At 54.4% G+C, this 15,384-nt stretch carries 18 protein-coding genes; 3 read left to right on the forward strand and 15 right to left on the reverse strand.

Features of this window, described 5'->3' with window-relative positions; all coding sequences use genetic code 11:
* The first annotated feature begins 154 nt into the window (after nucleotides 1-154).
* Entirely contained in the window at nucleotides 155-412 is a 258-nt protein-coding gene (locus tag ABS784_RS07940; RefSeq protein WP_044736231.1) for a hypothetical protein, read from the forward strand.
* A gap of 15 nt (nucleotides 413-427) precedes the next feature.
* Entirely contained in the window at nucleotides 428-763 is a 336-nt protein-coding gene (locus ABS784_RS07945; RefSeq protein WP_044732550.1) for a spore coat protein, read from the forward strand.
* A gap of 170 nt (nucleotides 764-933) precedes the next feature.
* Here ABS784_RS07945 and ABS784_RS07950 read toward each other — a convergent pair whose 3' ends face one another.
* The 6 genes from ABS784_RS07950 to ABS784_RS07975 all read right to left on the reverse strand — a co-directional run bounded on the left by ABS784_RS07950 (nucleotide 934) and on the right by ABS784_RS07975 (nucleotide 6,256).
* Entirely contained in the window at nucleotides 934-1,068 is a 135-nt protein-coding gene (locus ABS784_RS07950) for a hypothetical protein (protein WP_011232483.1), read from the reverse strand.
* 99 nt (nucleotides 1,069-1,167) lie between these two features.
* Entirely contained in the window at nucleotides 1,168-1,362 is a 195-nt protein-coding gene (locus ABS784_RS07955) for a hypothetical protein (protein ID WP_011232484.1), read from the reverse strand.
* A gap of 230 nt (nucleotides 1,363-1,592) precedes the next feature.
* Nucleotides 1,593-2,972, reverse strand: coding sequence for an adenosylmethionine--8-amino-7-oxononanoate transaminase (gene bioA, locus ABS784_RS07960; protein ID WP_352512052.1), 1,380 nt, complete (start codon nucleotides 2,970-2,972; stop codon nucleotides 1,593-1,595).
* On the reverse strand, nucleotides 2,962-3,678 hold the full coding sequence (gene bioD / locus ABS784_RS07965; RefSeq protein ID WP_011232487.1) for a dethiobiotin synthase: 717 nt from the start codon (nucleotides 3,676-3,678) through the stop codon (nucleotides 2,962-2,964). The genes bioA and bioD overlap by 11 nt, the downstream gene beginning before the upstream one ends.
* 4 nt (nucleotides 3,679-3,682) lie before the next feature.
* Nucleotides 3,683-4,246: a biotin transporter BioY gene (locus tag ABS784_RS07970; RefSeq protein ID WP_011232488.1), complete on the reverse strand. Its 564-nt coding sequence runs from the start codon at nucleotides 4,244-4,246 to the stop codon at nucleotides 3,683-3,685.
* A gap of 177 nt (nucleotides 4,247-4,423) precedes the next feature.
* Nucleotides 4,424-6,256 carry a pyruvate kinase gene (locus tag ABS784_RS07975; RefSeq protein WP_352512055.1) on the reverse strand — a complete coding sequence of 611 codons (1,833 nt, stop codon included), beginning with the start codon at nucleotides 6,254-6,256 and terminating at the stop codon, nucleotides 4,424-4,426.
* A 408-nt stretch (nucleotides 6,257-6,664) separates the two neighbouring features.
* Here ABS784_RS07975 and ABS784_RS07980 point away from each other — a divergent pair, with 408 nt between their 5' ends.
* Nucleotides 6,665-7,228: an FAD-dependent oxidoreductase gene (locus ABS784_RS07980; protein WP_011232490.1), complete on the forward strand. Its 564-nt coding sequence runs from the start codon at nucleotides 6,665-6,667 to the stop codon at nucleotides 7,226-7,228.
* A gap of 136 nt (nucleotides 7,229-7,364) precedes the next feature.
* Here ABS784_RS07980 and ABS784_RS07985 read toward each other — a convergent pair whose 3' ends face one another.
* From ABS784_RS07985 to ABS784_RS08025, 9 genes are all read right to left on the reverse strand, one after another.
* A complete protein-coding gene (locus ABS784_RS07985) occupies nucleotides 7,365-7,832 on the reverse strand; it encodes a flavin reductase family protein (RefSeq protein ID WP_011232491.1) in 468 nt (155 codons plus the stop codon).
* A gap of 211 nt (nucleotides 7,833-8,043) precedes the next feature.
* Nucleotides 8,044-8,769, reverse strand: a complete 726-nt coding sequence (locus ABS784_RS07990) for an ABC transporter ATP-binding protein (protein WP_011232492.1) — start codon at nucleotides 8,767-8,769, stop codon at nucleotides 8,044-8,046.
* Nucleotides 8,769-9,539: an ABC transporter ATP-binding protein gene (locus tag ABS784_RS07995; protein ID WP_011232493.1), complete on the reverse strand. Its 771-nt coding sequence runs from the start codon at nucleotides 9,537-9,539 to the stop codon at nucleotides 8,769-8,771. Before ABS784_RS07995 ends, ABS784_RS07990 begins: the two co-directional genes overlap by 1 nt.
* The gene (locus ABS784_RS08000; RefSeq protein WP_014196690.1) at nucleotides 9,536-10,600 is read right to left on the reverse strand and encodes a branched-chain amino acid ABC transporter permease; all 1,065 of its coding nucleotides are present in this window, start codon (nucleotides 10,598-10,600) and stop codon (nucleotides 9,536-9,538) included. Before ABS784_RS08000 ends, ABS784_RS07995 begins: the two co-directional genes overlap by 4 nt.
* Before the next feature lie 13 nt (nucleotides 10,601-10,613).
* Entirely contained in the window at nucleotides 10,614-11,495 is an 882-nt protein-coding gene (locus tag ABS784_RS08005; protein WP_352512059.1) for a branched-chain amino acid ABC transporter permease, read from the reverse strand.
* 28 nt (nucleotides 11,496-11,523) lie between these two features.
* Nucleotides 11,524-12,693: an ABC transporter substrate-binding protein gene (locus ABS784_RS08010; protein ID WP_011232496.1), complete on the reverse strand. Its 1,170-nt coding sequence runs from the start codon at nucleotides 12,691-12,693 to the stop codon at nucleotides 11,524-11,526.
* A gap of 79 nt (nucleotides 12,694-12,772) precedes the next feature.
* The gene (locus ABS784_RS08015) at nucleotides 12,773-13,420 is read right to left on the reverse strand and encodes a GntR family transcriptional regulator (protein WP_011232497.1); all 648 of its coding nucleotides are present in this window, start codon (nucleotides 13,418-13,420) and stop codon (nucleotides 12,773-12,775) included.
* A 39-nt stretch (nucleotides 13,421-13,459) separates the two neighbouring features.
* A complete protein-coding gene (hpaE, locus tag ABS784_RS08020; protein WP_011232498.1) occupies nucleotides 13,460-14,971 on the reverse strand; it encodes a 5-carboxymethyl-2-hydroxymuconate semialdehyde dehydrogenase in 1,512 nt (503 codons plus the stop codon).
* A gap of 15 nt (nucleotides 14,972-14,986) precedes the next feature.
* Nucleotides 14,987-15,373: a 5-carboxymethyl-2-hydroxymuconate Delta-isomerase gene (locus tag ABS784_RS08025; RefSeq protein ID WP_011232499.1), complete on the reverse strand. Its 387-nt coding sequence runs from the start codon at nucleotides 15,371-15,373 to the stop codon at nucleotides 14,987-14,989.
* Between the last annotated feature and the right edge of the window lie 11 nt (nucleotides 15,374-15,384).

Raw genomic sequence — 15,384 nt, forward strand, 5'->3', positions numbered from 1 at the left:
CCTTGTATGGAAACGCATTCACCATCTCTTATTGTACCATGTTTCCGTTCTATATGAATATGTTTTTTCCTGACGTTTTATTTTTTATTTATGTATAATTTTCCACTCGCTGGACAACCTACAAGCGAACCACTAACGAAAGGAGCGAACAACGATGCAACAGCAACCGCAAATGAACCCGCAGGCGGCGACGCCCGAGCCGCCGCAGATGGTGTCGACAAAAGACGCCATGTATTTTGCCGACATGATGTCGTGGAATTTGCTGGCGGCGAAAAAAGCGCACTTTTTCGCCGCGCAATGCCGAGACCCGGAAGTGGTGCAGGCGATCGAGCGCGTTGGACAGATGCATCAACGCCATTACGAAATGATTTTGCGCCATTTGCAAGCCCCGCCGCAGCCGCCGGTGATGTGAAAGGAGGAACGATGCATGAACACGAAACAAGTGCAAAATCCAGAGACGCAAGTGCCGAAAACGCCGCAAATGAACGAGCGCGATTTTCTCAACGACATGCTGGCGACGGAAAAATACATGACGTTGTCATACAGCGTGTACTTGCATGAAGCGAGCAACCAACCGTTATATCAAGATATGATGAATATTTTCACCGAAACGCAAAACTGTCAGCGCGACTTGTACAATTTGATGTTCAAAAAAGGATGGTACAAGCTCGAAGCCGCCGATCCGCAAAAACTTCAGCAAACGTACCAGCAGTTCCAAGGATATACGAGTCAACTTCCCTACCGAGGCAACGTGATGCAATGATCCAGTTCGATGAAGATGTCCTCGCTTGACCCGGACATCCTCTTTCGAATGAGCGGTTGAGAAGGGGGAGAAGGAGATGGCGGCGGACGTCCGCATCCGCGACACCGGGATCATTGAATAAGCACCCCTTCTTGTTCCACAGGGATGCTTATTCTTTCATGAATAGACGATCAATACCACCAGCCTGGATACGGCGGATACGGCGGGTACGGGTAAAACGGACGCGGAGCTAACGCGCCGCCGAGCAGTCCACCCAAGAAGCCGCCGACAAATGGGGCGCCAAACAACAATCCTGGAAATAGCATCGTTCCTTCTCCTTTCCCCAAAGCTAGAATGCTACACTGTATTCATATGCAACAAACAAGAAAAGAGGGTGGGCCGTCCGCCCAACCCTTGCCGGTTTCTCACCACCAAATGGGGCCATACCACCACGGATAGAAAAACGGCGGAACCAATGCGCTCCCGAGCAAACCGCCTAAAAAGCCGCCGAAAAATGGAGCGCCAAAAAACGGAGCGCCGAAGAAAAACGGGCGCGGCCGCCAAAACCACCAGCCCCATGGCCGCCAAATGCGCTCATCCGCCACTTGGAGATGGCTCATCTTGCTTCCCCCCTTCCGCTTGCTTTAGTCCCACTGTATGCAGGAAAAACGCCCGCTGCTTAGGCCAGTACCTAGAAGGCTGGTGAAAAACGGCGATTTCTTCCAAATCATCGATCCGTGAATGCAAAGGAAGGTCTCTTTCTACAAGATATTCTCATTAAAGGAAACTATTTTCTTTTATTCCCAGTATATTCGAAAAACAAAAGCAGGCGGCTGTCCGCCGCCCCCGCTTATAGAAGCTCTGCGCGCGCCTGTTCGTACAAACAGGCAAGCGAATCGAACAAAATGCGCACCGCCTCAGCCATTTCGTCTTCGCTCATCGAAAGAACTGGTATGAACGTCAACACCGGGCCGAGCGGACGGATGACAAGCCCCCTCCGGCGCGCCTCAAGGATGATCCGGTGCTCCACCATGGCCGCGCGCGGAAACACTTCTTTCGTTCTTCGGTCTTTCACGATTTCAATGCCGCACATCAAGCCTTTTTGCCGGATGTCGCCGACAATAGGAATGTCATACAACCGATCAAGCCATTCGGCCAGCCGGCGCGCCTTCCGCTTTACGCTGTCAATCAAGCCGCGTTTTTCGATGAGCTCAATGTTTTTCAGCGCAACGGAACAAGTGAGCTGATTCCCCGTATACGTATGGCCGTGGTAAAACGTTTTGTCTTCGTCCACATCGCCGAGAAATGCCGCATAAATCTCTTCCGTGACCAGTGTGGCCGCGAGCGGCAAATATCCTCCAGTAATCCCTTTCCCAAGGCAGACAAGATCAGGCTTCACCTCTTCCTGCTCACAAGCGAACATCGTGCCGGTGCGGCCAAAGCCGACGGCGACCTCGTCGCAAATGAAGAGCACCCCATACCGGCGGCAAAGCCTTTCCACTCCTTTTAAAAACCCGCGCGGATGGACGATGATCCCCGCCGCTCCTTGCACAAGCGGCTCGATGACAACCGCGGCGATTTGATCGTGCTGCTCCTCAAGCACCCGTTCAAGCTCACGCAAACAATAGCCGACGATCTCCTGCTCGCTTCCGTATTCGTCCATACGGTACACGTACGGCGACGGCACTTCGATCCGCTCAAACAAAAGCGGCGCAAAAATGCGGTGGAACGTTTCCATGCCGCCAACGCTCACCGCCCCGACCGTATCGCCGTGGTACGCTTCCTTCAACGAGACAAACTTGTTCTTCTTCGCATATTGGACCGGGTCGATGTTTTTCCAATACTGATAGGCGATCTTGAGCGCGATTTCCACCGCCGCCGCCCCGGTATCGGAATAAAACACTTTCGACATGTGCGGCCAATATTCAAGCAGCCGTTTGGCCAACAAAATCGACGGCACATTCGCCGAACCAAGCAATGTCGAATGGGCAATTTTCTCCAATTGCTCGCGAAGCGCCGCATTCAGCTCCGGATCGTTATGGCCGTGGACATTGACCCATAGCGACGCATAGCCGTCCAAGTACCGGTTGCCGTCGACATCGTACAAATAGCTTCCTTGCCCGCGTTCAATGATCAAGGGGCGTTCTTTGGCATACTGCTTCATTTGCGTAAATGGATGCCAGACGTACTGCTTGTCCCACTGTTCCAATTGCTCGTAGCTATACGCCAACGCCAAGCACCTCCAGCAGTTGTTTCGCCTTTCCTTGTTCGATCCAATGCTGAGCTAGGGTTTCCAGTTCCCTCCTTGAGACTGCAGGAAGGAGCGGCACGACCGCCAGCACCGGCAGCCGAAGCAAGGCGGCGATCGTTTCGACATTGTTTTGGTGGATGATCTCTTGTTCCTGAAACTGATTAAACATCAGGCCAAGCAGACGAATGCCTTGCGCGTCGGCATACGCCGCCGTCGTCACCGCGTGATGAATCGCACCAAGGCTTGAGAGCGACACGAGAATCGCCGGCAGCTGATAATCACGAAGGAAATCACTCGTCATATAGAATCGTCCGTCGCGCTCACACCACGGAACGGCCAACCCTCCCGCTCCTTCGACGAGCACCACATCATAGCGCTGCTTCAACCATTCCAACCGTTCGGCCACCCTCTCTGGTTCGATGGACGTGCCGGTCAACTTCGCCGCTAAATGCGGCGACATCGCCGGTTCCATATAGTACATGCCTTCTGATGCGGAAAGCTTCGCCACTCGTTCGTACCAATATTGTTCGGCAAACGACACCCCGTCTTCGGCCAGTCCAGTCTGAACCGGTTTCAACACGCTTACGCTCATCCCAAGCCGCTCCAGCGCCAACGCCACGATGGAAGTGACGACCGTTTTGCCGATTTCTGTTCCTGTTCCCGTCATGAAAATGGCTTGCCCCATTCTCTTATCCCCCCATCCCTCGAGTCATCATGATCGGTCGGACGCGCGGCCATACGCGCGCCGCGATGACCGAACAAACGGCGCAAAGCACGAGATCTCCCGGCACCGGGAGAAGAAAGCCGAACCATAGCGTTTGGCCGATGGAAAGCGGAGCCCCCGCGATCCATTTCATCGCTATGTACAGCCACGCGCAGCCAAACACATACACGACCAACAATGCCGCTGCATTCGCCATCAATATGTCTCTCGCTCTTGTCCATTGAAAGCGGCGGACAAGCAAGCCGCACGTATACGCCCCGGCGATGAAACCGAGCAAATAGCCAAACGTCGGCTTCCAAATATAACCGAGCCCGCCTCCTTCCGCAAACACGGGCGCGCCCGCCAGCCCAATCAAGACATATAGAAGTTGGCTAAGCGCTCCGATTTTTGGGCCAAGCAGACAGCCGGCCAAGTACACCGCCGCGATTTGCAGCGTAAACGGCACATACGGCACCGGAATTTTGATCCACCCACCAACAGCCGTCAACGCGGCAAAAAATGCCGCCCAAACAAAGGAATGGATTCGCACATCTTCCCTCCTCTCCAAATATTTGTTTCTATTGTGCCTGATGTGTTTTTTATTTGTCAACTTTATTTTTATATAGGTTTACATTTAGACAAAAAATATGGAGCCCCCTAACACAGCAGGACTCCTTTTTTGGCGCGGCTCATTTCTCAAACAGACGGCGGAAGCAGTGGCCAACGCTCACCCTTCATCCTCCCACAAGTTAAGCAGGTTCATCCGTTCGCCGTCCGTTTTCGGCATCGCCAGCGATCCACTCTGCCTCTCCTCCTTTTCCAACAACGACGACAATAAGCGCACCGCCTCCGCAATATGCCTTCCTTTGTTCAACATGATGCATTGCGCCTGTTTTCCAACAAAAACATCCGAGATTTCCGCGCGCGACGGAATTCCCTTTTTCGCCATTTGTTCAAGCACTTGCGTCGCCCAAATGACCGGGATGTGAGCCGCCCGGCATAGCGCCAAAACGTCGTTCTGTGCGGCCGCAAGATGTTCAAATCCAATCTCCAGGGCCAAATCGCCGCGCGCAATCATCACACCAAACGCCGGAAACTTCAATCCCTCAAGCAAGATGCGAACGAAGTTATGAAGCGCCGCCCGCGTTTCGATTTTCGCGATCACCGGGAGAGAACCAGCCCCTTGTTCGGCAAGCAAATGATAAAGCTTTCGCAGGTCATGAGGGGCCTGAACAAACGACAGCCCGACGATATCCGCCCATCTCGCGATGAACGGAATCCATTCAAGGTCGCGGTCCGTAAGCGGCGGAACGGCCAAATGAAGAAACGAATCGGGAAGATGGATGCCTGTTCCTTGCTTGATTGCTTTCCGCTTTCCGCCATCGGCAACGACTTTGGCCTCGACATGCCGCTCGTGCACTTTGACGACCCGCGCCGCAATTTGGCCGTCGTTCAAGTAAAGGCGGTCCCCCACCCGCACATTGCGCCACGCTTTCGCCAATGTCGTCATCATTTTCACACCGCATCCATTCTGCGCCTGTGCAAACGCAGCGTCATCGAAATAAATATACAGCGGTGTACCGACCGTGACAAACGCTTTCATTGGAATGAACAAAACAGAACATAGAGTGAAGGAAGCCGACCCGCGCCGCAGTTTCATCCCTTTTTGCACATAGGCCGTCCGCGAAAGAAGAACTTTAAAACAAGACGGCGCGATTTGTTCCGTGACCCGAAGTTTTCGTTTTTTTCCGCGCACATCGGTAAACAGCAGTTCATCCCCTTCTTCGACGGTCGCTCCGTCCTCAGCCGTCAACTGCCACAAGAATGAAACATCGCGGGGGAGCGGAGACGGCGGCGGGGAAGAAGAGAAGGAAATGAGGCCGAAGAGCGGCTCCATTGGCTCTCCATATAGATTTTTCTTCACAGAGAGCTTCATCGGCCCCGCGTTGACCGCCAAGCGGTCGACCCGGATTTTTGGCCCCGGCAGATCCATGTAAATGCGGCATCGCCTTCCCTGCAGCTGTTGCTCCAACTGCTTCTCGGCTTGACGAATGATGGCCACGAGCGCCTCCCACGTTTCTGGAGAACCGTAGGCGCAGTTGATGCGGGCAATGTCCATGCCATAAAGAAGCAGCCGCTCGATCAGCCCCGGCTCATCCACCCATGCCTCGTCCATCGTCACCATAATGCGTGTCGGCCGAACAGAACTTGGGCTTCCGAACACTGCCTCCGCCCGTTTATGAAGCAACTGTTTCGCTTCCTTTCTTGTCATCTTTCGAAGCTCCCATCCGCCATCAACCCGCGTGCGCAAATATGCCAAAACTTGTTCGATCGCGTCGATGAGATGAGCCTCTTGCCCCTCGAGCCGCCATCCGGCGTCTTCCATCGCTTCATGCAAATCCGACGGCATATGCTCCCTCATATATAAGTAAGCAAGCAACTGATCCCGGCTCTCTTCATGGGATGGAAGAGGAAAATACTTCTGCTTTTGTCCCACCCACTCCGCCATCCCTCGGTAAAAAGCGGCCAAGCGGGCGCCCAAATCTCGTTTGTCGTGCATCAGCGGCACCAACCCTTGTGAAAAATGCGGTTTTACTTTTATATATTCGCCGCCACCCCAAATGAGGACAGAAAAAAACCGGCGCCATTCGCCGGTTGAATACGACAGAAACAGGAAATCGTTTTTAGCGATATGATTTTTGAACCACAATTTTCGTCCCGCATTGGCAAAGCAGTGAGTGTTTCAGCCGCCGCAACGGCTGGCCGCACTGTTCACAAACGGCCGGTTTATTCACGCGTTTCCTCCCCTTTGCTGCGTGTTTGGTATCTATTATACGCCCATAATTATTTAAAGTAAATATAAAATGATAGCAATTATAAATAAAAAGCAGATCATTTGGACCCTTTTTCCATTTGTGATAAAGTAATGAATGATAGTGCCAATATTCAAAACAAGGAGGCGGTCACGATGTACGACATCGCCATCATCGGCGCTGGACCGGCGGGAGCGAGCGCTGCGATCTTCGCCGCCAAAGCGGGAAAGAAAACAGTGTTGTTTGACAGCGACAAAGGCATGACCAAGCGCGCTTGGGTGGAAAACCATTACGGTGTTCCGGAAATCAGCGGCCCGGAATTGGTCGAAACAGGAAAACGGCAAGCCGCGAAATTCGGCGCGGAATTGGTGGAAACGCAAGTGACAGACGTGCAAAAAACGGACGGCGGCTTCCGCCTCGAAACGGAAAACGGCTCCTTTGAGGCGAAACACGTCATTTTCGCCACCGGCGTCGCCACGGATCTGGCGGAAAAAATCGGCCTGCGCACCAAACCGGGCACGGAGCCGCGCATTAAAACGGTGATTGACGTCGACGCCAATGGCAAAACGAACATCGACGGCATTTGGGCGGCGGGGACGGTGGCCGGCGTCAGCGTTCATACGATCATCACAGCGGGTGACGGGGCGAAAGTCGCCATCAACGTCATCAGCGAACTGAACGGCGAACGGTACGTTGATCACGATGTATTGAAAAAATAACAACGAAGGTGTCCCAAACAGCGGGACACCTTTTCTAATAGCGCCATGGAAACGGCCGGGACGCAAGATGACGGGCTGAACCGCCTGTTGCGTCGTCCCCGCATCGACATAGCGGCCCCGATCCATCCAAGGGCGCTTATTGTCCAATGCTCCGGTACTTCCCTTCAAAAAACAAGAGCGGGTCGCCCGGTTCGTCTTTCATCAAAATATCGGTCACTTCCCCAAAGTAAAGCGTATGATCGCCGGCCACGTACGTGCTGTGGACGTTGCATAAAATATTCGCCAACGCCTCCGGCAAAATCGGATGGCCGTTCACCCAATCAAACGAAACATGGCGTTCTTCTTTCAACTGGCCGGCAAACAAGCGCGACAACTCCTCTTGATCGCGCCGCAAAATGTTGACGGCAAATTTCCCCGTTTGCTTGACAATGTCATGCATTCGCGCTTTGTGACCAATGGAGACGACGACAAGTTTCGGGTCGAGCGAAACGGACATAAACGCGTTCGCCGTCATTCCTTTCGCTTCCCCTTGAAATTCGGTCGTCACGACCGTCACGCCGGTCGCAAATTTTCCCATGGCTCTGCGAAATGTACGATCATCCATACGGTTCTCCCATCCTTCCCTTTTCGTCATCCAGCAGCCCTACGCCTTCAGCTGGCGGTTGGACGGCTTCCCTTCTTGATGTTTCCACACGACGGGCGCTTCGTCCGACATCTTGCCTCTATGGCTGAGACCCATTCATGCCGAAATGAGGGTCAAATCTACCCCCATCATAGCAGAAATAGAGGAAAGAAACAACGACGATATACGGCTGTCATCGGCGGCCCGCCGCTCCAAGGTACGCCTCTGCCACCCGCTCATCGGCAAGCAGCTCGGCGGCCTTCCCGTGCACCACGATGCTTCCCCGTTCCAACACATACGCCTCATCCGCTGTCTGCAGGGCGGCACGCACGTTTTGCTCGACAAGAATCATGGCCGTCTGAAATTGATCGCAGAGCTGTGTCAGCATCCCCATCACTTCCTTGACCACAAGCGGCGCCAGCCCTAACGATGGTTCGTCAAGCAAGAGCAGCTTCGGTCTCGCCATCAGCCCGCGGGCGATCGCCAGCATTTGCTGTTCGCCGCCGCTTAATAGTCCTCCCGGACGGTCGAGCATCGTTTGCAGTTTCGGGAACAGTTCAAGCACCCGCTCATAGTCGCGCTTCACTTCCTGTCCGTCGCGGCGGTGGCGGCGGTACGCCCCCAGCAGCAAGTTATCCCTCACGGACAGGCTGTCAAAAATTTGCCGCCTCTCCGGCACAAGGCAAATGCCTTTTTCAACAATTTGCTCCACCTTTCCGTATGGAAGCGGTTTATGTTCAAAAAGAATCTCCCCTTCGGTTGGAGCGTAGACGCCGGCAATCGTGCCGAGCAGCGTGCTTTTGCCCGCCCCGTTGGCGCCGACAACAGTGACGATTTTTCCTTCGTCCACTTGCAAACTGACCCCTTTTAACACGTGCAAATGGCCGTGGTAGACATGAACGTTGCGAAGCACGAGCATCAGACCGCCTCCTCTCCCAAATACGCCTTGATGACATCAGGATGCCGCGCAATCTCTTCCGGCGCCCCTTCGGCGATTTTTTTCCCATAATCGAGGACGACGATCCGGTCGGCGATCGCCATCACCGTTTCCATATCATGTTCCACGAACAAAAAGGTAAAGCCTTGTTCCCTCATCGCCAGCAACACATCAACGAGCTGCTTTGATTCTTGCGGGTTCAGCCCGGCCATCGGCTCGTCAAGCAAAATGAGCGAAGGACGAGACACAGCCGCCCGAGCGATTTCCACGAGCCGCTGCATCCCATATGGCAGCGTGCCTGCCCGCTTGCAGGCGAGATGGGCCAAACCGACCTGCTCGAGGCAGGAAAACGCCTGTTTCTGCGCTTGCCTTTCTTCTTTCACCGTACGCGGCAGCCGAAAGCCGGCGCTGAGGATTCCGCTCTTCAACCGTGAATGAAATCCGACCATCACATTTTCCAACACCGTCATATCAGAAAACAGCTGCAAGTTTTGAAACGTCCTTGTCATTCCCAGCATCGCCAACTCGTGCGGTTGTTTGCCGCTGACCATGGCTCCTTGAAAACGAACGAGACCACTCGTCGGCGGAATAATGCCGCTGATCATATTGAACAAGGTCGTTTTGCCTGCCCCGTTCGGCCCGATCACCGCGACGATTTCTTCTTTTTTCACGTGAAAGGACACGTTCTGCACCGCCTGAACGCCGCCAAATGACTTGGACAATTGCTCCACTTCGAGCAACACTGCGCTCATCCCCGCTCCCCTCCGATCGAACGCGCCTTATGCCCCTCAACTGCGGCTATCTGCTTCTCTTGACGTCCGCCCATTTCCAAAAAGCGCCGCATCCTCTTTTGCATCACACCCGTCAACCCGTTCGGCATATAAATCAACATGACCACCAACAACAAGCCAAAAAAGACAATTTCAAACTCTCCGCCGGCATTCGGAAGCAACAGCGGGACAACGGCTTTGAGCCATTCTCCTAAGCAGACATAGACGGCAGCGCCGATGAGTCCTCCCCATACGCTGGCTGTCCCGCCGATGACCACCATGATTAAAAAGTAAATCGAAGGGACGATGCCGAATAAATCCGGATTGATAAACGTGACGTAATGGGCGTATAAGCTCCCGGCAATCGAAGCGTAGACCGCGCTGAGCATAAAGATTTGCAGCTTGTATTTCATAATGTTCACCCCAAGGGAGCTTGCTGCCACCTCGCTTCCATGAATCGCCCGCAGCGCCCTTCCGACCCGGGAGCGGACAATATTATGGGCAAACCATAACCCGGCCAGAACAAACAACGAAACGAGGTAGTAAAACTGGAGATCGCTTTGCAACGGAACCCCGGCTATACGGATCGGCGGAATGCCAAAAAAACCATTCAGCCCTCCCGTGATCTCTTTCCATTCCTTGAAAAATGTAAACATAATGACGCCAAAGCCTAACGTCGCCAACGCCAAATAATGCTCACGCAGCCGAAAAACTGGAATGCCGACCACAAGCGCCACCAATGCAGCCAAAACCGCGCCGGCAGCCAGCGCCAGCCAGGACGGCCATCCCGCATGCGCGGTCAAATAGGCGGACGCATAAGCCCCGATGCCGTAAAAGGCAGCCTGGCCGAGCGAAATTTGGCCCGCATACCCCATCAACAGCGTCATCCCTGTGCTTACGAGCGCGTACAGCCCGATGAGAATCAGAGTGCTTAGCACGTAGTTATTGCCGAAGACGAGCCAAGGGAGACCGAGCCAGACGGCTGCGCCAACAAGCAAGAGCCATCGTTTCCGTCCATCCGTCATTCGTTGACCGTGCTCCATCCATCCGCCCCCCTTACACTCGTTTTCCTGTCATCTTGGCAAACAGCCCGTTTGGCATGAAAAACAGAACAAGCAATAGCAGCCCGAAGCTGATCGCTTCTTTGTACCCCGAGGACAAGTATCCTTCCGCAAATGATTCAAGCAGCCCGACGAGAAACGCACCGGCGATCGCCGCCGGGGCGTTCGTCAATCCCCCGACAACAGCGGCGATGAACGCCTTCAGCCCGATCATCATTCCCATATCATAAGACGCGCCCGAAATCGGGGCGATGACGATTCCCGCCAGCGCTCCAAGACCGGCGCTGACGGCCACGGCCCCCAGCGACATTTTGCGGATGTCAATCCCCATCAACCGAGCGGCAAACGGATTGATGACGCAGGCCGCCACCGCCTTGCCGATGTATGTTCGGTGAAAAAACAGATGCAAGGCGGCAAAACTTGCGAGCGAAATGACGATCGCCCAGACGCTTTGCCATTGGATGACCGCTCCAAACACCTCAAGCGCCCCATGGCCCGTAAAGGGGCGCAGCGCGTACGGATCCGTCCCCCAAACAAGCAAGGCGATCCCGCGGAATACAAACGACGCCCCGATCGTAATGATAATGAGCACCGCGACAGGCGAACGGCGCGCCGGCTGAATCGCCAGCCGCTCAAACAGCCCACCGACGACCATCACCGCAAGCATGCTCAAACCGATGGCCGCGGCAAACGGCACTCCGTTATTGACCAACGTAATGCAAAACAACGCCCCCAACATAGCGAAATCGCCTTGAGCCAAATTTAAAATGCCGGTCACGCTGTACGTAATGACAAACCCGATCGCCACCAACGCGTAAATGCTGCCGACCGTCAGCCCGGAAAACAACAGCTGCACAAACTGGCTCCACGCTTCCATGCCCCGCCCTCCTTCAAGCAACTGTTGTTTACTGCTCGGCGAGCACAAACTTTCCGTCTTGAATTTGCACCATCACCAAACTGTCGGCGTCAAGCCCTGTATGGTCGTCTTTCGACATATGGAAGACGCCCGAAATGCCGATAAATTTTCTTGTATTCTCCAGAGCCGACCGTATTTTCTCTTGATCCGCGCCGCCCTCCTTGATCGCATTGACCAATAAATGGAACGCATCCCACGCATGTCCGCCAAACGTTGTCGGGGCATAGCCGTACGCTTTCTCAAACTGTTCTTTGTATTTTAGCAGCGTTTCTTTTTGCGGGTCGCTGTCCGGAAGCTGATCGGCCACTAAAATGCGCCCGGCAGGGAACCATACGCCGTTGGCCGCCTCCCCGGCCAAGTCAATAAAGCTTTTCGTGCCGATGCCATGGCTTTCCACAATCGGCGCCTCAATGCCCAACTGGCGGATGTTTTTCGTGACGACCGCCGATTCCTGTGCTGTTCCCCATACGATAATGGCTTGCGGATTCGCTTTTTTCACCTTTGTCAACATCGCTTTCGCATCATCGACCGTCGCCTCAAACTCCTCTTCGATGACGGCTTTCACCCCATATTCCGGGGCATAATGCACAAACTCTTCATGCCCGCTCGTTCCGTATGCATTGGCGACGTTCAGCCAGGCGACGTTCGTCCATCCTTTCTCTTTTAAAAAACCAAGCAGCTTCTGGATGACGATATTGTCCCCTTGAGCGGTTTTAAATGTCCAATGACGTGAGGATCCATCGCTTGGATTGACGATTTGTTTGCTTGCGGCGAGGGAAATGTACGGAATGCCTGCTTTTTCAATGAGTGGAATCATGGCTAAGGAGTTGCCGCTGATCGTGCCGCCAATAATGGCAGTGACTTTGTCTTGTTCGATGAGTTTTTTCGTGGATAATACGGCCTCATTTTGGTTGGACTTGTCATCATAGGCAATCAGCTTGATTTTCTTTCCATCAATGCCGCCTTGCTTGTTCCATTGCTCAACGAGCATTTTGACCGTCTCCATCTCCGGTTTGCCAAGCGGGGCCGCCCCGCCGGAAGCCGAAAAAATGGCGCCAATTTTGATTTCATCCTCTCCTCCCGATGTCGCCGTCTTCCCACAGGCGGCAAGGAAAATGAGCAACAATGCCGCCATCAATAGAGACATTCCTTTTTTCATCTTTTTTTGCCCCCCTTTTATATTGACAACGCCTTCAAATCATCGTTCTCCCGCCAGGCCTCCACCCGGCGGAAGAAGATCAGCGCCGCCGCTTAAACGCTTCGGCGGTGTTGATTTTGTGTTGACGAACGTATTGTTCGATTTCATGCGGCGGCGCCTGTTCACGCAACAGACGGATGATCTCTCTATGTTCTTCGATCGATGCTTTCGCCCGCTGCGGCACAAAGGTGAAGCCGTAGGCGCGGATGCGCTTCATCCGCTGCCAAATTTGCTTGATTTGCTCTTCGAGGTAGGCGTTGCCGCAATGGGCGTAAATCAAGGAATGAAATTCATAGTTCAGCTCGCTGAACCGTTCCAGCTCCAGCTCTTCAAGCGCCCGCTCCATCCATTCGTTCAACCGCTCAAGCTCGTTGATCGCCTCCTTCGTCAAATGGGCGGAGCCAAGCGCGGTCGCATAGCCTTCCAGCACAGCCAACACCGACAGCGTCTCGATATATTCTTTCTCGTTGATGTTGCTCACAACGGCGCCTGTATACGGCTTAAATTCGACAAGCCCTTCCGCCTCGAGCTGGCGGATCGCCTCGCGCACCGGGATGCTGCTGAGTCCAAGCTCGCGGGCGATTTGGTCGATGACGACGCGGTATCCCGGGCCATAGACGCCGTTTTCAATGCGGGAAAGAATATACTCGTAAGCCAATTGGGTTTTGTTTTTCGCTTTCGTTTCCATACATCTATCATATATCACATAATATATGTTGACCAGCTGTTATTTCTGTTCTGCAGACAAAGCGGAAGGCGGCTTCGCCTTGCCGAACGAAGGGATCGGCGGGTCGCCGACCGCGACGTGGACGACTTGCACTTCCGTATAGAAATCAAAGCTGTAATGCCCACCTTCGCGGCCGATGCCGCTGTATTTCGTCCCGCCAAACGGGATGCGCAAATCGCGGACGTTCGGCGAGTTGACCCACGCCATCCCGCTTTCGATCGCTTGGGCGACGCGGTGGCCGCGCTTCATATCGTTCGTCCAGACGTATGCCGCCAGCCCGTATTTCACATCGTTCGCCAGCCGTATCGCCTCTTCTTCATCCGCAAAGGACATGACCGCCATGACCGGTCCGAAAATCTCTTCCTGCGCCACCCTCATGCCGTTATGGCAACCAAGCAGCAACGTTGGCGGCACAAAATTGCCTTTTTCCAACCCTGTTGGAACGCTGGGGGCATAGACGTCCGCCCCTTCTTGCTTGGCGATGTCAATATAGCGGTTCACCCGCTCCCAGTGAGCACGGTGAATGAGCGGGCCAAGCTCGGTCGCTGGAGCCATGGGATCGCCGATGACGATGCGGTCGACGCGCTCTTTGAGCCGGGCGACAAATTCGTCGTAAATCGACTGCTCGAGCAGCAGCCGCGAGTTGGCCGTGCACCGTTCGCCATTGAGCGAAAACACGCCCCAAACCGCCGCATCGAGCGCCCGTTCGAGATCCGCATCGGCGAACACAATGAGCGGCGACTTGCCGCCGAGCTCCATCGATGTTTTTTTCAACGTTGCGGCGCTGTTGCGGATAATTTCCATGCCGGTCGTCGTCTCGCCGGTAAACGAGATGAGGCGCACATCCGGGTGGGCAACCAATGCGGCGCCCGCCGTTTCGCCAAACCCGTGCACGACGTTGAACACCCCGCGAGGCAGCCCGGCTTCATCGATGATTTCCGCCAGTTTATTCGCCGTCAACGGCGACCATTCGGCCGGCTTCAAGACAACGGTGTTGCCGGTCGCCAGCGCGGGAGCCACCTTCCACGTTTCCAGCATAAACGGCGTATTCCACGGCGTAATGAGCCCGGCGACGCCGACTGGTTTATAAACGGTATAGTTTAAAAACTGACCATTCACATGGTACGCCTCGCCGACAAGGCGCGTCTTCACCATTTCCGCGTAAAAGCGGAAGTTTTCCGCCGCGCGGGCGGCTTGCTTTTTCGCCTGGCTGATCGGAATGCCGGTGTCAAGCGCCTCTAAATAGGCGATGTCGTCCGCATACTGCTCAATCAAGTCAGCAATGCGGAAAAGGTAACGAAGGCGCCGTTCGACCGGCATTGTCCGCCACGGCCCGTGATCAAACGCCTCCTTCGCCGCCCGGACCGCTGCGTCGATGTCTTCTTTCCGCCCCTCGGCTATCTGGTTGATCGTCCCGTTCGTAAACGGATTGATGTTGTCGAAATACGCACCGGCTGCCCCTTCCACAAACTGCCCATTGATATAATGAAGCACTTTTGGTTGCACTGCCATTCGTTTCCCCTCCCGCTATGTCCGATAACGCGCATGAATGTTGTTGTGTTTATACGTCCCCGCCTCGCTGAATTCATACAGCTCAAGCGACAGCGCCAAATAGCGTTTGGCGAACAGCGGGGCGAAATGGTCTTTCATCACGGCAAACAGCTCGTCGCCGACTTCTTTTTTCACCTGTTCCGGACGCCCGGCGCCGATTTTCAGCGTCCCGTGCACAAACGCATCGTCTTCGGCCCCATCAGCCACATAATACTCGTCAAGCCGAATGGCGCGCGAGCGGATGCCGCCGACGGGAAACCAATCGCTCCGCTTGATCAACACGCTGTGAATTTTTTTAAGCAAGCCGCGAATATCGGCCTCTTCGCCGATATTGGCCGTGTATTCCAAAATAAAGTGCGGCATCATTCCTCCTC

This window comes from Geobacillus sp. G4, from assembly GCF_040327975.1.
Lineage (GTDB): Bacteria > Bacillota > Bacilli > Bacillales > Anoxybacillaceae > Geobacillus > Geobacillus thermoleovorans.